Origin of the sequence: Corynebacterium comes, assembly GCF_009734405.1 — a bacterium.
GTDB classification, from domain to species: Bacteria; Actinomycetota; Actinomycetes; order Mycobacteriales; family Mycobacteriaceae; genus Corynebacterium; species Corynebacterium comes.
In genome coordinates, this window is sequence record NZ_CP046453.1 from 2181115 (window position 1) to 2202186 (window position 21072).

Below are 21072 nucleotides of genomic sequence, written 5' to 3' on the forward strand. Positions count from 1 at the left end.
TGACCTACTCTCCGGGGACCGAAGGGGGGATGCCGGTGCGCTCGTAGTCGGCGAGGATGTCGATGCGGCGCTGGTGACGCTCCGCCTTCGACCACTCCTGATCCAGGAAGGCGTCGACGATGGCGATCGCCTCCTCCTCGGAGTGCATCCGGCCGCCGAGGCCGATGAGCTGGGCGTTGTTGTGCTCACGGGCCAGGCGGGCGGTCTCCGGGGACCAGGCCAGGGCGCAGCGGGCGCCCTGGACCTTGTTGGCGGCGATCTGCTCGCCGTTGCCGGAACCACCGAGCACGATGCCCAGGGAACCCGGGTCGTTCACGGTGCGGAGAGCGGCCTCGATGCAGAAGGCCGGGTAGTCGTCCTCGGCATCGTAGGTGTGGGCGCCACAGTCGATGACGTCGTGGCCCTGCTTCTTCAGGTGCTCGGCGATGATGTTCTTCATGTCAAAACCGGCGTGGTCAGCTCCAAGGTATACGCGCATGGCTCTGACTCTACCCAGATGCGTGAACCCTCTCACGATCTGTCCGGATCAACCGGCGCACCCCGGCGCGCGCCAGCATCAGGCCACGGGCGGCGTCCATACTCCGGGCGTCGGCGATCGGGGGTGGCTAGAACTGCGGGTTCTCGGTGCGGGAGCGCTTGATCTCGAAGAAGTAGGGGTACTCGGCGAGGCGCACGGCGGCGTCGAAAAGCTCACCGGCCTCCTCACCGGTGGGCACCCGGGTGATCACGGGGCCGAAGAAGGCGGTGTCGCCGAACTTGATCACCGGGGTGCCCACCTCGTCGCCGACGCCGTCGATGGCGCTCTGGTGGAAGTCGCGCAGCTGCTCGTCGACCTGCTCCGAGTTGGCCACGGTGGCGTAGGTGGCGTTGAGGCCGACCTGGTCAAGTGCCTGCTCGATGACGCCGTCATAGGCACCGAAACCCTTCTTTCCGCTCTCCTTGCCGGCGTGGACGATGGTGCCCATTGCGGTGTAGAGCTCGTCGACCTTCTCCGGCTCATCGGCGGCGACCTTGGCGAAGACGCGGGCGGGACCCCAGGCGGCCTTCATCATCTCGGTGTAGCCTTCGTCGAGGTCACGGCCGTCGTTGAGCACGGACAGAGACATCGGGGTCCAGGTGACCTCGATGTCGCGGACCTTCTCCACCTCCTTGATCCAGCGGGAGGTCTGCCAGGCGAAGGGACAGGTGACGTCGAACCAGAACGTTACGCTTTTAGTGGTCATGACTCCCCACGATAGACACAGATTAGGCTTGGGGTAGTCCCGCCCGGCTCAAGCATCAGGAGATCGCCCATGACATCGACGAACCTCACCCGTGATGAGGCCGCCCACCGTGCACGACTGCTGGAGGTGGACAACTACGACATCGCCCTGGACCTGAGCGGCCCGGACACCGGGTTCTCCTCGGTCACCACCGTGTCTTTCACGGTCCGCGAGCCGGGTTCGACGTTCATCGATCTGCGCGCCGACAGCGTGGAGGGTGTGCATCTGGACGGCCGGGACATCCGCCGCGAGGCGCTCACCCTCAACGACCAGGGCTACGACGCCACCCACGGCATCGCGCTGCGGGACCTGACCGTGGGCCGGCACACACTGCGGGTCACCGCGACCTGCCCCTACTCCCGGACGGGCGAGGGCCTGCACCGTTTCGTCGACCCGGCGGACAACCTCACCTACCTGTACACCCAGTTCGAGACGGCCGACGCCAAACGAGTGTTCGCGTGCTTCGACCAGCCCGACCTCAAGGCCACCTACGACATTTCCGTGGTCACCCCGACCGACTGGAAGGTCATCTCGAATGCGCCGCAGCAGGTGAAGGCCTCCGGCGGGCACCTGATCCACCGCTCCCGCGTCGGTTACCCGCTGTCCACGTACCTGGTCGCCCTGTGCGTCGGCCCGTACCACGAGGTCCGCTCCACCTGGCACGGCACGCTCACCCACCACCCGGAGACCCCGGCCGACCAGCCGACGGACGTCACCGTGCCCATGGCGATCTACTGCCGGCGGTCCCTGGCGGAGCATCTCGACGCCGAGCGCCTGTTCACCGAGACGAAGCAGGGTTTCGACTTCTTCCACGCCCACTTCGGCATGGCCTATCCCTTCGGCAAGTACGACCAGGTCTTCTGCCCCGAATACAACATGGGCGCGATGGAGAACGCCGCATGTGTGACCATCCGGGACGAGTACGTCTTCACCTCGAAGGCCACCCACTACAAGTACGAGCGTCGGGCGGAGACGATTCTCCACGAGCTCGCCCACATGTGGTTCGGCGACCTGGTGACCATGGAGTGGTGGGATGATCTGTGGCTCAACGAGTCCTTCGCCACCTGGTCCGCCGCCCTCTCCCAGGCCGAAGCCACCGGGTACGACACCGCCTGGGTGACGTTCGCCAACGTGGAGAAGTCCTGGGCCTACAGCCAGGACCAGCTGCCGTCGACCCACCCCATCCTCGCCGACGCCACCGACATCGAGACGGTGGAACAGAACTTCGACGGCATCACCTACGCCAAGGGTGCGAGCGTGCTCAAGCAGCTGCAGGCCTACGTCGGCCGGGACGCCTTCCTGGCGGGCGTGCGCCGTCACTTCGCCGACCACGCCTGGGGCAACGCGACCTTCAACGACCTGCTCGCGGCACTGCAGACCGCCTCCGGTCGCGACCTCTCCGGCTGGGCCGACCAGTGGCTGAAGACCACCGGCATCAACCGCCTCTCCCCCACCACCGAGGTCCGGGACGGAAAGTACACCTCTTTCGCGGTCGAGCAGGGCGGGGCCGAGCCCGGCGCGGAGGAGCTGCGGACCCACCGCATCGCCGTGGGCCTCTACTCGCTCATCGACGACCGCGTGACCCGCACCCACCGCGTCGAACTCGACGTCTCCGGGGCGACGACGGAGGTGCCGGAACTCCTCGGCGTGGGGAAGGCCGATCTTGTCCTGGTCAACGACGATGACCTCAGCTACTGCCTCATGCAGCTCGACGAGGGGTCTCTGGCGTTCGTGGTGGACAACATCGACCGCATCGACGACCCCATGGCCCGTACCCTGTGCTGGTCCGCCGCGTGGGAGGCCACCCGCGACGGGAGCATGAAGGCCCGTGACTTCGTCCGCCTGGTCGCCCGCGGGGCGCAGGCCGAGACCGAACTCGCGGTCCTCGAGCGCATCCTCGCGCAGGCCACCACCGCACTGCGCACCTACGCCGATCCCGCCTGGGCGGAGACCGAGGGCCGCGACCTGCTCGTCGACGCCTTCCTGGCCGGCGAACGCGAGGGCACGGAGGAGACCTCGCTGGTGTTCGCGCAGGCCCTGACCAGGCTCCCGCTCAACGACACCGCCGCGGAACACCTCGAGCAGGTCCTCGCCGGATCCGATGACGCCGAACTGCGGTGGCTCGCGCTGGCGGCCCTCATCGCCTACGGAAGGGTCGACGTCGCGGCCGTTGAGGCCGAGCGCTCCCGCGACCGCTCGGCCACCGGCGCCCAGGCCGCCCTGCGTGCCGAGGCCGCCGTGAATGACCCGGCCGTGAAGAAGCGGGTGTGGGACGAGGTTGTGGCCGGTGATCTGGCGAACCTGGACGCCCGCCACAAGATGGCCGGGCTGGTGTACCCCGGTTCCACCGGGCACCTCATGCCGCTGGCGGAGCCCTACTTCGATGTGGCCCGGAAGCTGTGGGAGAATTCCTCCACCGAAATGGCGCTGAATACACTCAACGGCCTGTATCCGGTGTGGGACATCTCCACCGAAGGGCTCGCGCGTGCCGACGCCTTCCTCTACCACGACCTCCCCGCCGGCCTGCGCCGGGTGATTGCGGAGCAGCACGACCGGGTCGCCCGCGCCCTGCGCAACCGGGCGGTGGATGCGGAGTAGAGCCGGTCAGCGGGCGCCGGTGACCACCCGCACGTGGGCGAGGTCCGGGCGCAGCACGTAGCGGGAGTACTCGACCGGCGCCCCGTCGTCGGTCGACGTCGTGCGGTAGATGCGTAACAGCGGGAGGTCCCGGTTGACGCCCAGGATCTTCCCTTCCTCGTCGTCCGCCAGCCCCGGGAGGATGGTCTCGGATTTGCGGGCGGGGCGCAGGTTCCAGCGGGTGTCCAGCAGCTCGGGCATGGACTGGCGGAGGTCCTCCTCCAGCAGGCCCGGCACGAGTTCAGCCGGCAAGTAGGAGTTCTCGATGATCAGGGGGGTGTTGTCCACTGAACCGACGCGGGCGAGATGGTAGACCGGATCTCCGGTCCTGAGGTTCAGCGCCGCCGCCACGCACGGGGCCGCGCTGACGCGGCTGACCTCGAGTACCTCGGCGGCCATTTCCCGGCCTTCCTTCCGGAGCTGCTGGACGACCCCCTCCATGCAGCTCAGGTCCACGATCATGGGGATCGACCGGACGAAGGTTCCCCCCGAGCGTCCCCGACGGCGTTCGATGAGTCCTTCCTGCTGGAGGACGTCAAGGGCGTTGCGTACGGTCATCCGGGCTACCCCGAACTCGTCGACGAGCTCCCGCTCGGTGGGCAGCCGGTGTCCCCCGGAGAACTCACACCGGGCGATGCGCTCGCGGATGATATCGGCGATGGCCTGATAGGCCGGACGACGAGAAGGCGGATGGTTCACGCACCCATCTTAGTCATATCAAATGCGGTTTATGGAATTGCCCCGGGTCACGCAGGGGCACCCTGTTTCCGGTCCCCCACCTCGATGCGCGGGCGTACGGAGACGTCGGTGATCTGGGTGCTCGGACCAGCGTCAACGACCGTACGGATCGCGCGGGCCACCTCCACCGGTGCAATGTAGTGCTCCGGCACATACTCAGCGCCGCTCTGCGCCTGCAGCTTCTCCAGCATGGGGGTGTCGGTGGGCCCGGGGGCGACGGTACTGACCCGGACTCCCGCCCCGGATTCGGCCTTACGGAGACCGTCAGCGAGCGCGTAGAGGGCGTGTTTGGTGGCTGCGTAGACGATGTTGTCGCCGTAGGAGCCCCGACCGGCGCCCGAGTTGATGAACACCACCGACCCCTGGGCCGCCCGGAGCGCGGGCAGCAGCCGCCGGGTGAGTTCGGCGGGTACCACGACGTTGATGTCCATGGCCGTACGCCAGTCCTCCACCCGGGCGGATTCCACGCTGAACCTGGTGGCGATGGCGGCGGCGTGCACGAGGACGTCGATACGCGTGAGGTCCAGCAAGGGGACGAGCGAGGAGGGCGAATCGGCGCCGCCGAGCAGGTCGGTGACCAGGTCGGTGGAGACCGGCGTGACGTTCGAGAGCGCACCGAGTTCGGCCAGGGCGTCGTCATTACGCCCGAGGGCGTAGACATGGTGGGTGCGGGCGAGTTCCTCGACGATCTCGCGTCCCATGCCGCCCGTCGCTCCGGTGACAATGGCGATTGCTTCGGTGGTCATACCATGGACTCTAGCCGGGGCCACGTACGCGCGGTCCAATCTGTCCGAAAGAGGAGGACCATGTTCGGAATCGTGTTCGGCGTCCTGGTCGGACTGGTGATGCCGGTGCAGACCAACGCCAACTCCCGCCTGCGCTTGTCGGTGGGCTCGCCGTTCCTGGCGTCGCTGGTGTCCTTCACGGTGGGTTTCCTGACCCTGCTGGCGTCCGCCCTGCTCATCGACGGCCGCCTCCCCGACCCCACACTCACCGCCGGGCTGCCCGCCTGGTTGTGGTCCGGCGGACTGCTGGGAGTGGTGGTCCTGACCGGCAACATCTTCCTCTTCCCCCGGTTGGGCAGCGTGCAGACGGTGGTGCTGCCCATCGCGGGGCAGGTCATCATGGGGCTGCTCATCGACCACGTCGGCTGGTTCAACGCACCCCAGGCCACACTTGATGCCCCGCGGGTTCTGGGGGCATTGCTGCTGGTGCTCGGCGTCGTCGGTGCGATCGGCCTGGGGGATGCCCTCCTGCACCGCGACAGGGCCGTCGGCACCGGATCGAGCGCAGGTCTGAGTCTGTGGGCCTGGCGGATCGCCGGGGTGGTGTTCGGCATGTTCTCCGCCACGCAGACCGCCGTGAACGGTCAGCTGGGTGTGGTGCTGGGCACCGCGACGGGGGCCGCGTTGGCCTCCTTCACCATCGGCGTGGCCACGCTGCTGTTCATCGTGCTTTTCACCCGCGCGAAGTGGCGGCTCCGCGTGCCCGAGGGGCATGAGCGCAACCCGTGGTGGATGTGGATCGGCGGCTTCCTGGGCGCGGCGTTCGTGTTCGGCAATGCGTTGCTGTCGCCGATCATCGGCACGGGACTGACGGTGATGACGATCCTGCTGGGCATGATGGCGGGCAGCCTGCTCATCGACCACTTCGGACTGCTCGGGGCACGGAAGAAGCCGACCACCGTGCTGCAGGCCGTGGGGCTGGCATGCATGGTGGCCGGCGTGGCCGTGATCAGGCTGGTGTAGGCAGGCCCCGGCCGCAGGAGCGGGACTTGGACCTGACGAAGCTGGCTACACCGGACACATATGCGCACGGTATAACCAGGAACCTCAGGTCCAGCGGTCCGGGGAACCTCTGGGCCTGTCGGGAAGTCCAACTAAGGCAAGGGACTTCCACGACAGGCGAGAGGGACAATGCCCACACCCACCACGACCACGCTGCTCAGCCGGTGCATTCGACGCCCGGATGGACTGATCCTGAGCAGGGACCACCGCTACCTGCCGGACGCCGCCGGCATCTTCCGCACGTTGGTGAAGCACGGAGTGCTGACGAGGATCGGGCGCGGGACCTTCGTCGAGACCCACAGGTACCACGCCCTGCCGGGCTGGAAGAGATTCGACCTGGAAGCCAGGGCCGTCGGCGCGACGGAGGGCAGGGTGCTGGCCGGATACTCGGCGGCTGCGGTGCACGGACTGTGGCGCTACCTGCCCGTCCCTTCCTCGCACGCCATCTACCGGCGCAGCACCGGCGGCCGGAGGATCAGCACGGGACCAACGCTGGTCGAACTCCACGCCGAGCTTCCCGACCACCATGTCACCACCGTGGACGGCGAGACCGTCACCACCATTGAGCGCACCATCGTGGATCTCACCGCATTGCACGGCTTCGGAGCCGGATTCGTGGCCGCCTGCGCGGCACTGCGGTCAGACATCTCCGCGGACCGTATCGGGACGTGTGCACAGCGACGGCGCGGCGTGGCCCATCTGCCGCTGATCCTGGAGCACGCGACACCTGTGCTGGAGTCGGCTCTGGAGGCGATCTTCCTCGGGCAGACGGTGTTCTTCGGGGGATTCGAGGTGATCCCGCAGGTGGAGGTGCCCGGTGACAGCGGCCGGAGATACCGGGTTGATTTTCAGGTCGAGGGCACGAATCAGTTCATCGAGCTCGACGGAGGCGCAAAATATGGTGCGGACGAGGCGGAACAGCGGTTCGTCCTGGGGAAAGAGAAGTCGCGTTCCGACGAGCTGGCCCGGGCACAAGTCAGTTTGAACCGCTTCGGGTACCGGGCGGTAGTCGAGTTCCAGGCCTACCGGGACATGCTTGACAGGCTCGGACTGCCGCCGAAACCGAATCTGCCGGGGATCCACCTGCCTTGAGCCGGCCCCCTAAGCACGCGGACCTGAGGAAGCTGGTTATACCGGGCACACATGCGCACGGTCTAACCAGGAACCTCAGGTCCACACGAAGGCAGAGCCGGGGCTGAGCCCCTTGAGCCCTAGGCGTCCGCCGACACCCCGGTGCTGGCGGTGGCGGCGCTGACGGCGGCCAGGGCGACGTCGATGTCGGCGATGAGATCCTCGACGTCCTCGATGCCGATGGAGATGCGCACCAGGTCACGCGGGACCTCCAGCTGGGAACCGGCGGCCGAGGAGTGGGTCATGGTGGCGGGGTGTTCGACGAGCGACTCCACGCCGCCCAGCGACTCGGCCAGGCAGATCAACTTCGTGTTCAGACAGAACACGCGCGCGGCCTCCTCGGAGTGGAAGCGCACGGAGATCATGCCGCCGAAGCGCTTCATCTGGCGCTTGGCCACCTCATGGCCCGGGTGCGAGGGCAGACCCGGGTAGAGGACGGTGGCCACCAGGTCGGAAGCGTCCAGGTGCTCGGCGATGGCCTCAGCGTTATCGCAGTGCCGGTCCATGCGCACGGCCAGGGTCTTGATGCCGCGGGCGGTGAGATAGGCGTCGAAAGGCGAGGGGATCGGGCCGACTCCGCCCTGGAACCACAGCAGCCTCTCGTCGAAGGCCTGGTCGTTGGTGACCACGACGCCGCCGACGACGTCGGAGTGGCCGCCGAGGTACTTGGTGGTCGAGTGCAGGACGTGGTCCGCGCCCAGGGCCAGCGGGTTCTGCAGGTAGGGCGAGGCGAAGGTGTTGTCCACCACGAGGGCGGCGTCACCCTTGATCTCCGCGATGGCCGCGATGTCGGTGATGCTCAGCGCCGGGTTGGTGGGGGTCTCCAGCCAGATCAGCTTCGTGCTCTCCCGGAGGGCGCCGGCGACGGCGTCGACGTCGGTGGTGTCGACGACGGTGTATTCGACGCCCCACTCACCGAAGGCCTGGTCGATGAGGCGCCAGGTGCCGCCGTAGGCGTCATGGCCGAGGACGAGGTGATCGCCCGGGCGCAGCAGGATCCGCAGGATGACGTCGGTGGCCGCCATGCCTGAGGAGAAGGCGCGGCCGTACCGGGCACCCTCGAGGTTGGCGACGGTCTTTTCCAGGGCGTCAATCGTCGGGTTGCCGCAGCGGGTGTACTCAAAGCCGCCGCGCAGTTCGTTGAGGCCGTCCTGCGCGAAGGTCGTCGAGGCGTAGATGGGCGTATTGATCGGGCCGTAGAGGCTGTCGGGCTCGTATCCGGCGTGGATGGAACGACTCGAGAAACCATTAAGTCCGTGGGTCATGTCGGCCACTATAGACCAAGCTGTTCAGATGTCCAGCACTGCTCCGGAATTATATGCAGAGCACGGACGGCCCTGAGAGCCGGTCTAGGCTGGGGACCATGAACACCCCCACCTCCCTCTACGAAGCGGTCGGCGGCGACGCCACATTCTCCCGGATCGCAGCCGGATTCTACGAGCAGGTCAAGGAGGATGACATCCTCGGACCGATGTACCCCGACGACGACTGGGAGGGGGCGGAGAACCGCCTGAAATGGTTCCTCGCCCAGTACTGGGGCGGCCCCGCCACCTTCAACGAGCAGCGCGGCGCACCGATGCTGCGACGCCGCCACTTCGAGTTCCCCGTCGACCGGACAGCCGCCATCCGCTGGCTGGACATGATGAAGGTGTCACTCGACCAGATCGACGACGAGACGATCCCGCCCGCCTACCGTCACCAGATCTGGGAACACATGGAACGGGTGGCCGCGATGCTGATCAATCGGCCAGATCCGGGAACACCCGGCGCACAGGCTCACTGATCAGATGACCCGCGCTGGTCATCAGGCCAGGAGCCAGACCCGGGAACCTGGTGGTGGCCCCCTCGACGCCGAGTTCCGCGATCGCGCGGACGTAGGGCAGGGTCGCGCCCGTCAGCGCCCGGGTGGAGGTGTTGGCCACCGCGCCGGGCATGTTGGGCACGCCGTAGATCAGCGTGTCATGCACGCGGAGGGTGGGCTCCTCGTGACTGGTCTTGCGTGAGGACTCGAAACAGCCGCCCTGGTCGATGGCGACGTCGACCAGCACCGCCCCCGTCTTCATCCGGCTCACCAGCTCATCCGACACCAGCGTCGGAGCCTTCGCCCCGGCGACGAGGACGGCCCCGATGACCAGGTCGGCGTCGAGAAGCTCCTCCTCGATCGCGGAGGGATCGGAGAGGATGGTGCGGACGTTGCCCTGATAGAGGTCGTCGAAACGCTCCAGCACCCGCGGATCGAGGTCCATCACGGTCACGGAGGCGCGGGCCCCCTGAGCCATGGCGACGGCCGACGCGCCGACCTGACCACCACCGAGGACGACCACCTTCGCCGGTGACGTGCCGGGCACGCCCGACAGCAGGACGCCGCGGCCGCCCTTGTGGCTCATCAGGTGGTGCGCGCCCTCCTGCACCGCCAGGCGCCCGGCGACCTGGCTCATGGGGGTGAGCAGCGGCAGGCCGCCGTGGGCGTCGGTGACGGTTTCGTAGGCCAGCGACATGACCTTCGAATCGACCAGAGCCTGCGTGCACTCACGGGAGGCCGCCAGGTGCAGGTAGGTGAACAGGATGAGGTCCTCCCGCAGGAACCGGTACTCCTCCGGCAGCGGCTCCTTCACCTTGAGCACCAGATCCGCCCCGCCCCAGGTTTCGGCGGCGGTGTCCACGATGCGGGCGCCACGCCCGGCGTACTCCGCATCCGGGAACGACGACCATTCGCCGGCGCCGGTCTCCACGATGACCTCGTTGCCGTCCGCGATCAGGGTGGCCGCCCCGGCAGGGCTCAGCGCTACGCGCCCCTCGTTGTTCATGATCTCTCTGGGGATACCGATGCGCATGGCGTGACTGCCCTCTCTCTGGACGTGCGGTGTGACCGTTATTTCAGATCGTTCCGCCCATTCTGCCATGTCACCACTGCAGGCCCCCACAACGGTTCCCGGCGGAACCCGGACCCAGCGCCTAGCATGTGAGCGGTGAAAGCAGAAGAGACATCCGGCAGATACCTCGGGGAGGTCATCCGCAGTTTCGGCGTCCTGGGGGTCACCGCCTTCGGTGGACCGACGGCCCACCTGGGCTACTTCCGGGAGGAGTTCGTCGCCAGACGGGCATGGCTGAGCGAGCGCAGCTACGCGGACATCGTGGCCATCGCGCAGTTCATGCCGGGCCCCGCCTCCTCGCAGGTCGGCATGGCCCTGGGCTACCACCGGGCAGGCTGGGCCGGGATGCTCGCCGCGTGGGTGATGTTCACGCTCCCCTCCGCCGCGATCCTCGCCACCTTCGGCCTGCTCATGTCCACCTACGCGGTCGACGGCGACCAGGGCTGGATCAGGGGTCTGCTGGCAGCGGCCGTGGCCGTGGTCTTCCACGCGGTGGCGGGTATGGCCGGGGGAATGGCGAACACGAGGCTCACGGCCACCATCGCGGTCATCGCCGGCCTGATCGTGCTTACGGTGCCGGGCCCGCTGACCCATGTGGCGGTGATCCTCGCTGCCGGTGTCGCGGGCGTGCTGCTGCTCCGGGGAAGCGTGTCCGAGAACGGGGACGACGACGGGCTCGACGAGATCCGCCCGGTCTCCTCCCGCGCCGCGGTGACCGGCCTCGTACTCTTCTTCGTCCTGCTGGTGGGCCTGTGGCTCGGCGCCGCCACGGTGGGCGGAGACCTCCTCACCCGGGCATCCGCCTACTTCCAGACCGGTGCGCTGGTCTTCGGCGGCGGGCACGTCGTGCTGCCGCTGCTGGAACAGCAGACCGTGATCACCGGCTGGGTCACCCAGTCCCAGTTCCTCGCCGGATACTCCGCCGCCCAGGCGGTGCCCGGCCCGCTGTTCACCTTCGCGTCATTCCTCGGCGCCGTCGATGGCGGGATGTGGGGCGCGATCCTGGCGACGGTGGCGGTATTCCTCCCGTCCGCCCTGCTCATGACCGCCGGCCTGCACTTCTGGGGCCGCTGGCGCCACTCCCCCGTGCTGCGCGCGGCGTTCACTGCCGTCAACGCCGCGGTCGTGGGCCTGCTCGGGGCTGCGCTGTGGGATCCGGTGCTCGTTCACGGCGTCACCGGGGTCGCCTCATTGTCCATCGCGGCGCTGTGCTGGCTCGGACTGGCGACGTGGAAGCTTCCGCCGTGGTCGATCGCCCTGTTCGCCGCGCTGGCCGGCTGGGTTCTGCTCTAGAAGAGCGACAGGCGGGTCGAGCGGTAGACGGTGCCGAAGGGGGCGTCGACACGCACCCACCGCCCGGCGACGGACACCCGCAGGTGGCGGGGGATGTCCATGGGGGCGGAGAAGCCCGGGATGAGCCCGAGCGAGGTGCAGGTGAAGATCATCCGCATCGGGATCTCTGCGGTTCCCGCCTCGCCTTCCACGGTGATGACAGTCTGGTCCAGCAGGCTGGCCGGGGGGCCGAGGGGGCCGGAGAACTGGCGCGCCAGGGCCTGGCCCTTGTCCGCGAGTTCACGGACCACGCTCACGGGGATGTTGTCCACCAGGACGAAACCCTCGGCGGGCGGCAGTGCGCCGGGCCAGTTCGGGTCCCGGGCAGGGCCGATGGTCTGGGCGCCGGCCCGGAGGGCGTCGATGAGCTCGACCGCGGAGACCACCGCGCCATCACGGGAGGCGGTGCCCTCGATCCGGCGGGAGGCGACGACCTGGAACGGGGTGGTCACGAACACGTCCACCCACTGACCGAGCTGGCGGAACCGCACGGACGCGGAGGCGTCGAGGTCGGCGGCACGGCCGATCAGTGACTGCAGCCCCGGTGCGCCGTCGAGGATCCGCAGCGATTCGATGATCACTGGGCGGAGTCGCCCGCCTCAAGCTCATCGACGTCGTCGGCGCGGGTGAGGATCTTGACTTCCTTCTTGGTGATCGACCGCGGGCGCTCGGTGTTCATGTCGATGGCCACCTGCACGCACTCGACGATGCAGGCGATGCGTCCCTGACGGTCCTTGATCTCCTGGCGGGTGGTGAAGGAGGTGTTGCCGATCTCCACGACCTGCGTCTCGATGAGCAGCTCAGTGGTGTCGGGCAGCACAGGACGCAGGTAGTCGACGTCCAGGTGGCGGACGAAGACCGCGAAGTCGTGGCCCCGAGCGGCGAACTCGTCCTCGGCGAACTGCAGGCGCGCCTCCTGGGCGACCTCGACGTAGTTCGCATTCATGATGTGGCCGTAGCGGTCGAAATCGGACCAACGGACCGGCACGGTGGTCACATGCAGGGCGGAGTTCTGGTCGGCGTTCATGTGGGAGCTGTTCCTCTTCCGGTGTTACTCGCGGAGTGCGCGGATTGATACCCGTCCAATCTATACCGGATCGTCCGATATGGGGGCCTCGGGTGACCGGCACCCGGCGGGCGGCGCCGCAACACCGGAAGAAGATGAGGGGGCGGGCCGGCTGAACCGACCCGCCCCCGCGACCGCTAACGGATGGTCGCCCAGAGACCCTTGACCCGTTCGTCGATCTCGTCGACGATGGCCTCCACACGCTCACGGCTCTGGTCGGCGGGGTCCGCCAGATCCCAGTCCAGGTAGTGTTTGCCGGGATAAATGGGGCAGACGTCGCCGCAGCCCATGGTGATCACGTAGTCGGCGGCGCGCACCACGTCATCGGTCAGCGGCTTGGGGTAGGCGCCGCTGAGGTCGATCCCGCGGTCCCGGAGGACCTCCACCACGACCGGGGACACTTCGGTACCCGGCATCGAACCCGCCGACCGGACCTCGACGGCGTCCCCGGCGTAATGGGTCAGCAGCGCCGAGGCGATCTGGGAGCGGCCGGCGTTCTGGACACAGACGAACAGGATCTGGGGCACGACGGAGGCGATCTTCCCCTCCGCCTGTGCCAGCGCCCGCAGACGGTCCTTGGCGAAGCGCTCCGCGAGGACCGGAAGGTAGGTCTTGACCTTGGCGGTGCGTGCCAGTGCGGTGTAGGACTCGTAGACGTACCGGTCGATGGTCTCGGCGGAGAAGACTCCGCGGTAGGTCTCGGTGAGGTTGGCGGTGATTCTTTCCAGGAGGTTGGTGTGCAGAGCCGAGGCTTCGGTGGACATGGCGGACCTTTCCTCAAACATGTCGGTCAGTGTGCGGTGCCGGTGTGTGGGGGCGACCCACGGGACTGCCGTGGGCCCTGGAAGATACGGTGTCGGGTTGAGCTACGGGAGCAGCTCGGAGAGCAGCGCGGTGACGCGGCCCCGGATGTCGTCGCGGATACCGCGGACGACCTCGAGGTCCTGTCCGGCCGGGTCCTCGAGTTCCCAGTCCTCGTAGCGCTTGCCGGGGAAGATCGGGCAGGTGTCGCCGCAGCCCATGGTGATGACCACGTCGGAGGCCTGCACCGCCTCAGTGGTGAGCAGCTTCGGGGAGGAGGCCGTCAGGTCGATCCCCTCCTCCGCCATGGCGGCCACCGCGACGGGGTTGAGCTGGGCGGCCGGCTCGGAGCCGGCCGACAGCACATCCACCCCTCCGCCGGACAGTTCCGCCAGGTAGGCGGCCGCCATCTGGGAACGTCCGGCGTTGTGCACGCAGACGAACAGGACGCTGGGCCTGCGGTTTTCCGGGGTAGCCACGAGTCAGCCCAGGAGTTCGGTGATGAGCTGCTGCACGCGGGCGTCGATGTCGTCACGGACCAGGCGCATGCGCTCCACACCCTCGATGCCGCGTTCCGACGGCTCGTCGGTCACCCAGCGCTCCAGAGTTCCGCGCGCATCCTCCGGCAGCTCCAGCTCGGCGTCGGCACCGAGGATGACGGTGCGGTCGACGCTGCGCAGCAGCTGCGGATCGACGGCCTTCGGGTGGCCGCCCGACATGTCTGCCCCGACCTCGGCGATGGCCTCCACGGACTGGGCGTTGAGCTTGCTGCCCGGCTTCGTTCCGGCGGAGTGGATCTCCAGGCGGTCACCGGCGTGCTTCTCGGCGAGTGCGGCAGCCATCTGGGACTTGCCGCCGTTTCCGACGCAGACGAACAGGACGGACGGGGAAGTGGTCATGATACGACGGTTTCCTTTTCAGTGGCGGAGGTGGTGGAGGGGGTCCTGCCGGGCGGCAGGGTGGGATCGTTCGGGAAGAGCTTCGGACCCACCCACAGCATGACGTAGACGAGGCCGACGAGCACGGGGACCTCGATGAGCGGACCGATGGTGCCGGCCAGGGCCTGGCCGGAAGTGGCGCCGAAGGTGCCGATGGCCACCGCGATGGCCAGCTCGAAGTTGTTGCCCGCCGCGGTGAAGGACACCGACGCGGACTGCCCGTAGTTCATGCCCGAGAGCTTCGAGGCTGCCAGGGAGAGGAAGAACATGCCGATGAAGTAGATCAGCAGCGGCACGGCGAGCCGGGCCACGGTCCAGGGCTGGGAGGTGATCTGTTCGCCCTGCAGGGAGAACAGCAGCACGATGGTGTAGAGCAGGCCGATCAGGGCGAACGGGGAGATGGCGGGCAGGAACTTCGACTCGTACCAGCGACGGCCCTTGACCTTTTCGCCGATGATCCTGGACAGCACACCTGCCAGCAGCGGGATACCCAGGAAGACGAGCACGGAGGTGACGATCGACCAGAAGGAGAACTCCGCCGAGGTGGTCTCCAGACCCAACCAGGACGGCAGGACCTGCAGGTAGAACCAGCCCAGGACACCGAACATGAAGACCTGGAACACGGAGTTGATGGCGACGAGCACGGCCGTGGCCTCGCGGTCGCCGCAGGACAGATCGCTCCAGACGAGCACCATGGCGATGCAGCGGGCCAGGCCGACGATGATCAGGCCGGTGCGCAGCTCCGGCTGGTCCGGCAGGAAGATCCAGGCCAGGGCGAACATGAGGGCCGGGCCGACGATCCAGTTGAGGAGCAACGAAACCGTCATCAGGCGTTTGTCGGCGGCGATCTCGGCGGCCTTGTCGTAGCGCACCTTCGCCAGCGGCGGGTACATCATGACGAGCAGTCCGAACGCGATCGGCAGGGAGATTCCGCCGACCTCCATGGCGCCGAGCGCATCCCCGAAACCGGGGATGGAGCGCCCGAGGAGCAGTCCGAGCGCCATGGCCAGGATGATCCAGACAGCGAGATATTTGTCCAGGAAGGACATGCGGGGGAGTCTGACCGGTGAAGTCATACGACACCTTTCGAGGTATTGACGATTATCAATAACCAAGATACTTCCCTTATCGACGTGCGTCAATATATGCTGTTGAACATGACTGCCGCCCGGATACACCCGTTGAACGACCTCTCCGAATGCTGCTCGCTTGGCACCGGTCCGCTCACCGACGCCGAGGCCGGCCGATACGCCACCCTGTTCAAGGTGCTCGCCGAACCCGCCCGACTGCGGATCCTGTCCCAGCTGGCCAACGGTGGCTGCGGCCCGGTCAGCGTCAACGAGCTGACGGACCTCGTCGGACTGAGCCAGCCGACCGTCTCCCACCACCTGAAGAGGCTGACCGAAGCCGGACTGCTGGAGAAGATCCGGGAGGGCCGGACGGTCACCCACCGCGTCCGTCCCGAACTTTTCGCCGAACTGCGGACGGTCCTGCAGATGGACTAGGTGCCGCAGGGAACAGAAGGGCGGAGCCCGCTCCCCGGCCTGAGCCCCTGGCCGTTCGGATCGCCAGGGTTGCCCCGACCGCCCCTGTTACGCAAAAGGCGCGATCTCAACTACGCGATCACGCCTTCCTGCTCTCCTATGTCCGCAACAAGAATCATGGCTGAGTGATCGCGTAGTTGAGATCGCGCCGTTTAGCACCCGCCCCGCCCCTCGGCCGAAACCCGGCCCCTGAAACGCCGAAGGCCCGCACCCCGGTTCAGGGATGCGGGCCTTCTCGGTGAACCGTTCTAGCGGCTCAGGCGACGGTGGGTGACACGCGAAGGACGCGCGGCATCGGCGCCGAGTCGCTCGACCTTGTTCTTCTCGTAGTCACCGAAGTTGCCCTCGAACCAGAACCACTTGCCCTCCTCGACGTTGCCTTCCCAGGCGAGGATGTGGGTACAGGTGCGGTCCAGGAACCAACGGTCGTGGGAGATGACCACGGCGCAGCCCGGGAACTCGACCAGGGCGTTCTCCAGGGAACCGAGCGTCTCCACGTCGAGGTCGTTTGTCGGCTCATCGAGCAGGATCAGGTTGCCGCCCTGCTTGAGGGTCAGCGCCAGGTTCAACCGGTTGCGCTCACCACCGGAGAGCACCTTGGACGCCTTCTGCTGGTCAGCGCCCTTGAAACCGAAGGCGGAGAGGTACGCACGCGACGGCATCTCGTTCTGACCGACGTGGATGTAGTCCAGCCCGTCGGAGACGACCTGCCAGACGCTCTTCTCCGGATCGATGTTCTCACGACCCTGGTCGACGTAGGACAGCTGGACGGTTTCTCCGATGTCGACGACGCCGGCGTCCGGCTGCTCCAGACCGACGATGGTCTTGAACAGGGTCGTCTTACCCACACCGTTCGGGCCGATGACACCGACGATGCCATTTCGCGGCAGGGTGAACGACAGGTCCTTGATCAGGATGCGACCGTCGAAGCCCTTCTCCAGGTCCTTGACCTCGACGACCTTGCTGCCCAGGCGCGGGGGGGTCGGGATCTGGATCTCCTCGAAGTCCAGTTTCCTGTACTTCTCGGCTTCGGCGGCCATCTCCTCGTAGCGCTCCAGACGGGCCTTGTTCTTGGCCTGACGTGCCTTCGGGGAGGAGCGGACCCAGGCCAGCTCGTCCTTCAGGCGCTTCTGCAGCTTCTGGTCCTTCTTGCCGGAGATCTGCAGGCGCTCGGCCTTCTTCTCCAGGTAGGTGGAGTAGTTGCCCTCGTAGGGGTGCAGCTTTCCGCGGTCGACCTCACAGATCCACTCCGCGACGTGGTCGAGGAAGTAACGGTCGTGTGTGACCGCAAGGACAGCGCCCTTGTAGTCGGCGAGGTGCTTCTCCAGCCACAGGACGGACTCGGCGTCCAGGTGGTTGGTGGGCTCATCGAGCAGCAGCAGGTCCGGCTCGGACAGGAGCAGCTTGGCCAGGGCGACGCGGCGACGCTCACCACCGGAGAGGTGGGTGACCGGCTCATCGGACGGCGGGCAGCGCAGTGCCTCCATGGCCTGCTCGATCTTGGAGTCGACCTCCCAGGCGTCGGCGGCGTCGAGTGCCTCCTGGAGCACGCCCATCTCTTCCATGAGCTCGTCGGTGTAGTTGGTCGCCATCTCCTCGGCGATCTCCTCGTAGCGCTTCTTCTGCTGGAAGATTTCGCCGAGACCCTCCTCGACGTTCTCGCGGACGGTCTTCTCCTCGTTCAGCGGCGGCTCCTGCAGCAGGATGCCCACGGTCGCACCGGGCTGGAGGAAGGCCTCGCCGTTGGAGGGCTGGTCCATGCCAGCCATGACCTTGAGAACGGAGGACTTGCCGGCACCGTTGGGGCCGACGACGCCGATCTTGGCGCCGGGATAAAAGGCCATCGTGACATTGTCCAGAATGACCTTGTCGCCGATGACCCTTCGCACATTCTTCATCGTGTAGATGAACTCGGACATTTCTCCCCTTGCGTGTAGTGCGTCAAAGACACTCCACAGGGTACATCACCGGGCGTGATCTGCTAGAACCCCGGCTCGTCCTCCTCCATCGGCGACCCGTCCCCCACCGGGACGGTCATGGCGGTGATGTCGGTGACCTCCTCCCCCGAGCTCTCCGGCGGCGCGGAGATGATGAGGTCGTAGAGGTCCGACACATCCGACGCAGGGATGTTCAGGGCCTGGATCCTTTTGTCCATCGGGTCGGTCTTCCGCGATGAGGCGATGTGCCAGGCCAGGTCCAGGCCGACGTGAGTGGCCTTGAGCATGATCTGGGTGCGGGGATGCTTCTCCCCCTCGACCTGCCACTCGGAGTGCACGAGGTGGCCGGTGGCCACGATCGGCATGCCCCGGCCGAGTGAGATCTTGCAGTTGCGGGCGAGCTGACCCCATACCTCGATGCTGATGAACAGCGTCGGGCCGTCCTCCCACTTCTCGTCCTTGCGGACGCGCCGGTTGACGGCCACGCGGAGCCGCCCGCTCTCGGTGCCGGACTGCTCGAAGTACTTCAGTTCCGGGTCCTTGGTCAGATTGCCGGTGATGGTGGTCATGGGTTGTGCCACGGTGAATTCCCCCCTGGGTGTCGTCGTGAATGATCCTGACACCCCGGACGTTGCCACTGAGCTGCGGCGTTGGCAACGGCGACGTCGATAAGCCTGTGGACAGACCCCCTCCATCCACAGGCACGGGCGCACTGGCGGAGCTAGCGCTTGCGGAACTCATCTTCCTGGTGTCCGGGAGGGGTGCCGCGCCCGTCTGCCATGCGGGCGAGCATCTCGTTGTAGACCTCGTACTCGTCGATCTCCCCGGCATCGGCCTTCTTGTCGTACTCGACCTCGGTCGCTCGGTCCTCGCGACGCCACCCCAGGAACAGCAGCAGGAAGACCAGTCCCATCGGGAAGGACCCCGACGCCCAACCGATGCCGCCGCCGACCCGCTGATCCTCCAGCAGGTTCAGCTCCCACGGCAGACCTAGATTCAGGTAGAAGCTCTCACCCATGACGGTGGTCAGCTGCATGAGGTAGAGGCCCGCGAAGAGGTGGAAGGGCATGGAACCGACGAGCCAGGCCAGGCGGATCGCGGTCGGGCGCTTCACCGGCACGGGGTCAGGGCCGACGAGCTCCCAGAAGTAGAGGTAGCCGGAGAGGAGGAAGACCCAGTTCATCGACAGGTGGCCTGCATGCTCGGAGATCATCAGCTCGTAGAACGGGATGAAGATGTAGAGCACATAGAAGAAGAACAGGAACTGCATGGTGTTGACCAGCGGGTGGGTGAGCAACTTCAGCAGCGGCGCCCGCGTGATCGCCACCACCCAGTCATGCGGCGAAGGTGTGCCCGGCTCCCCCGGCTCATAGGCTGCCATGATCAGCGAGAGTGGCCCGCCGAGCGCGAGGAGCAGCGGCACCACCATCGACAGGATCATGTGCACGATCATGTGCATCGAGTAGGTGGCCGGCATGTTCATTCCCAGGCCGGAACTGGTGGTGACGAACAGCGTCACCGTACCGCTCAGCCACATCGCGGTACGCAGCCACGGCCACGTGCCTCCCCTGCTGCGGACGCGCCACACGCCGTAGAGATAACCGACGGTGATGAGGATGGCGATGGTGCCGAACATGACGTCAAAACGCCACATGGTGAACACGTTGGCCAGGGTGGGCTTCTCGTAGAGGTCATAGCCCATCTGGATGGCCATCTGCGAGAGGTTCGGATCCCGCGGCGCAGGCGGCGGCGTACGACCCATGGTGATGGCCACACCCGTCACCGCAGCCATGATGAGCGCCTCCACGACCGCGAAACGCAGGAACAGCCGCGGCCGTGAGTTGATCCGCGGGATCGTGATCACCCGGTGCGCCCACCCCAGGAAACCCAGGACCAGCAGGCCGACGGACTTGGCCACCAGGATGTAGCCGTAGGTGGTGGTCAACCAGTCGGACCATTCCACGCGCACCGCCGCATTGATCAGACCCGAGACGACCATCACCACGATGGCGAACAACGCGATCCGTGAATACCTGCGCAACCCCAGTTCCATGTCCGGCCCCAACCGCCGACCGTGCGCGATCAACGCCATCAGGCCACCGATCCAGACGACCATGCCCACCAGGTGCCACAGGTAGGAGTTCGTGCCGTAGTCGTGCGCGCCACCGGCCGCCGCATGTCCTTCCATACCCAGCGGCACGATCATCAGGACCGCACCCACCAGGAGCAGCGGCTGCGCGATCCACTTCCGGAAGATCAGCCCCGCCACGCCGACCACGAGCGCGAAACCCGCCGCCACCGCCCACGCCTGTGCCGTGGACACCTGACTGACGGCCACGCCCCACATGTCCGGCGCCAGCGTGTCCCGGAACGGAGTACCCGACACGTCCGAGAGCACCAGGGGAACCATCAGCAGCGCGACCAGCCCGAAACTCAGCGCCGAGAACGCACCAGTCCGCGCGGCGATGTCCCCGTCGACCGTCAGCGGGGCCTGGACCAGACGCGAATTGTCATTGTCCGGCACCTTCGGCGAAATATAGAACGCCGAGAACATGAAGGAACCCACCGACAGCGCCGCCAGCATCCAACCCACCGCCCGGAAGAACGGCAACCCCCAGGTGGTCACCGGGCCCGGATCCGGGATGCCCAACGCCACCAGCGAGTCTGTGAGCAGACCGAAGGAAATCGTCGCGCCCACCAGGCCCGCGACCGCGAAGAACAGCAGGTAAAGCGGCCACGTCGGCCGCACCCCGCTCCCCTTGCTCATCGCCCTGCTTTTCGACGCCGTCTCTTCCCGAACTTCTGCCGTGATCTGCGGTGCTGACATGCGATCCACCCTAATGCTCACGTCGTTTCCGGCCTAGCCGGTGTGAATCTGCTCAACACCAGGGAACTTTTTCCGGTTCGGTGCGCGGTGCGCTAATATCCATCCCGCATGCCTCCGTAGCTCAGTGGATTAGAGCAGTCGGCTTCTACCCGATTGGTCGCGGGTTCGAATCCTGCCGGGGGCACCATGTGAAACCCCG

Annotated in this window: 21 protein-coding genes and 1 tRNA gene; 7 read left to right on the forward strand and 15 right to left on the reverse strand. The window is 66.9% G+C overall.

The window, feature by feature from the left end; all coding sequences use genetic code 11:
* Nucleotides 1-4: 4 nt before the first annotated feature.
* Both CETAM_RS10445 and CETAM_RS10450 read right to left on the reverse strand, forming a co-directional pair.
* Nucleotides 5-478: a ribose-5-phosphate isomerase gene (locus CETAM_RS10445; protein ID WP_156228803.1), complete on the reverse strand. Its 474-nt coding sequence runs from the start codon at nt 476-478 to the stop codon at nt 5-7.
* Between the two features lie 127 nt (nt 479-605).
* Nucleotides 606-1223 (reverse strand): mycothiol-dependent nitroreductase Rv2466c family protein, encoded by a 618-nt coding sequence (locus CETAM_RS10450; RefSeq protein ID WP_156228804.1) that lies wholly within the window; start codon nt 1221-1223, stop codon nt 606-608.
* A 69-nt stretch (nt 1224-1292) separates the two neighbouring features.
* Between CETAM_RS10450 and pepN the strand changes: the two genes are divergently transcribed.
* The gene (gene pepN / locus CETAM_RS10455; RefSeq protein ID WP_156228805.1) at nt 1293-3860 is read left to right on the forward strand and encodes an aminopeptidase N; all 2568 of its coding nucleotides are present in this window, start codon (nt 1293-1295) and stop codon (nt 3858-3860) included.
* Between the two features lie 6 nt (nt 3861-3866).
* Here the strand turns inward: pepN and CETAM_RS10460 are convergent, their stop codons facing one another.
* Nucleotides 3867-4598, reverse strand: coding sequence for a GntR family transcriptional regulator (locus CETAM_RS10460; protein WP_156228806.1), 732 nt, complete (start codon nt 4596-4598; stop codon nt 3867-3869).
* Nucleotides 4599-4645: 47 nt separating this feature from the next.
* Nucleotides 4646-5383 (reverse strand): SDR family oxidoreductase, encoded by a 738-nt coding sequence (locus CETAM_RS10465; protein ID WP_156228807.1) that lies wholly within the window; start codon nt 5381-5383, stop codon nt 4646-4648.
* A 60-nt stretch (nt 5384-5443) separates the two neighbouring features.
* On the opposite strand from CETAM_RS10465, the gene CETAM_RS10470 reads away from it, so the two are divergent.
* Nucleotides 5444-6385 carry a DMT family transporter gene (locus tag CETAM_RS10470; RefSeq protein ID WP_156228808.1) on the forward strand — a complete coding sequence of 314 codons (942 nt, stop codon included), beginning with the start codon at nt 5444-5446 and terminating at the stop codon, nt 6383-6385.
* A gap of 168 nt (nt 6386-6553) precedes the next feature.
* Complete coding sequence (locus CETAM_RS10475) at nt 6554-7516, forward strand: hypothetical protein (protein WP_156228809.1); 963 nt, start codon at nt 6554-6556, stop codon at nt 7514-7516.
* Nucleotides 7517-7635: 119 nt separating this feature from the next.
* Here CETAM_RS10475 and CETAM_RS10480 read toward each other — a convergent pair whose 3' ends face one another.
* Nucleotides 7636-8820, reverse strand: coding sequence for a cystathionine gamma-synthase (locus CETAM_RS10480; protein ID WP_156228810.1), 1185 nt, complete (start codon nt 8818-8820; stop codon nt 7636-7638).
* A gap of 98 nt (nt 8821-8918) precedes the next feature.
* On the opposite strand from CETAM_RS10480, the gene CETAM_RS10485 reads away from it, so the two are divergent.
* On the forward strand, nt 8919-9338 hold the full coding sequence (locus tag CETAM_RS10485) for a globin (protein WP_156228811.1): 420 nt from the start codon (nt 8919-8921) through the stop codon (nt 9336-9338).
* Here CETAM_RS10485 and ald read toward each other — a convergent pair.
* Nucleotides 9295-10389, reverse strand: coding sequence for an alanine dehydrogenase (ald, locus tag CETAM_RS10490; protein ID WP_156228812.1), 1095 nt, complete (start codon nt 10387-10389; stop codon nt 9295-9297). The two genes, CETAM_RS10485 and ald, sit on opposite strands and share 44 nt — an antisense overlap.
* Nucleotides 10390-10524: 135 nt before the next feature.
* On the opposite strand from ald, the gene chrA reads away from it, so the two are divergent.
* Nucleotides 10525-11721, forward strand: coding sequence for a chromate efflux transporter (gene chrA, locus CETAM_RS10495; RefSeq protein ID WP_156228813.1), 1197 nt, complete (start codon nt 10525-10527; stop codon nt 11719-11721).
* Here the strand turns inward: chrA and CETAM_RS10500 are convergent.
* The 6 genes from CETAM_RS10500 to arsB form a co-directional block, all read right to left on the reverse strand.
* On the reverse strand, nt 11718-12341 hold the full coding sequence (locus CETAM_RS10500) for a hypothetical protein (RefSeq protein ID WP_156228814.1): 624 nt from the start codon (nt 12339-12341) through the stop codon (nt 11718-11720). The two genes, chrA and CETAM_RS10500, sit on opposite strands and share 4 nt — an antisense overlap.
* Entirely contained in the window at nt 12338-12787 is a 450-nt protein-coding gene (locus tag CETAM_RS10505; RefSeq protein ID WP_156228815.1) for an acyl-CoA thioesterase, read from the reverse strand. Before CETAM_RS10505 ends, CETAM_RS10500 begins: the two co-directional genes overlap by 4 nt.
* Nucleotides 12788-12963: 176 nt before the next feature.
* A complete protein-coding gene (locus CETAM_RS10510) occupies nt 12964-13611 on the reverse strand; it encodes an arsenate reductase ArsC (RefSeq protein WP_407923924.1) in 648 nt (215 codons plus the stop codon).
* Between the two features lie 81 nt (nt 13612-13692).
* Nucleotides 13693-14106 carry an arsenate reductase ArsC gene (locus CETAM_RS10515; RefSeq protein ID WP_156228816.1) on the reverse strand — a complete coding sequence of 138 codons (414 nt, stop codon included), beginning with the start codon at nt 14104-14106 and terminating at the stop codon, nt 13693-13695.
* Between the two features lie 3 nt (nt 14107-14109).
* The gene (locus tag CETAM_RS10520; RefSeq protein WP_156228817.1) at nt 14110-14526 is read right to left on the reverse strand and encodes an arsenate-mycothiol transferase ArsC; all 417 of its coding nucleotides are present in this window, start codon (nt 14524-14526) and stop codon (nt 14110-14112) included.
* Nucleotides 14523-15614 carry an ACR3 family arsenite efflux transporter gene (gene arsB / locus CETAM_RS10525; RefSeq protein ID WP_407923925.1) on the reverse strand — a complete coding sequence of 364 codons (1092 nt, stop codon included), beginning with the start codon at nt 15612-15614 and terminating at the stop codon, nt 14523-14525. Before arsB ends, CETAM_RS10520 begins: the two co-directional genes overlap by 4 nt.
* 108 nt (nt 15615-15722) lie before the next feature.
* On the opposite strand from arsB, the gene CETAM_RS10530 reads away from it, so the two are divergent.
* Complete coding sequence (locus CETAM_RS10530) at nt 15723-16070, forward strand: ArsR/SmtB family transcription factor (RefSeq protein WP_156228819.1); 348 nt, start codon at nt 15723-15725, stop codon at nt 16068-16070.
* Nucleotides 16071-16357: 287 nt separating this feature from the next.
* On the opposite strand, the gene ettA is transcribed toward CETAM_RS10530, so the two are convergent.
* From ettA to CETAM_RS10545, 3 genes are all read right to left on the reverse strand, one after another.
* The gene (gene ettA / locus CETAM_RS10535) at nt 16358-18028 is read right to left on the reverse strand and encodes an energy-dependent translational throttle protein EttA (RefSeq protein WP_156228820.1); all 1671 of its coding nucleotides are present in this window, start codon (nt 18026-18028) and stop codon (nt 16358-16360) included.
* Between the two features lie 62 nt (nt 18029-18090).
* Nucleotides 18091-18615 (reverse strand): single-stranded DNA-binding protein, encoded by a 525-nt coding sequence (locus CETAM_RS10540; RefSeq protein WP_197085727.1) that lies wholly within the window; start codon nt 18613-18615, stop codon nt 18091-18093.
* 152 nt (nt 18616-18767) lie between these two features.
* Entirely contained in the window at nt 18768-20873 is a 2106-nt protein-coding gene (locus CETAM_RS10545) for a cytochrome c oxidase assembly protein (RefSeq protein WP_156228822.1), read from the reverse strand.
* Between the two features lie 110 nt (nt 20874-20983).
* Here CETAM_RS10545 and CETAM_RS10550 point away from each other — a divergent pair.
* Nucleotides 20984-21060 (forward strand) — tRNA-Arg (locus CETAM_RS10550).
* The last annotated feature ends 12 nt before the right edge of the window (nt 21061-21072 follow it).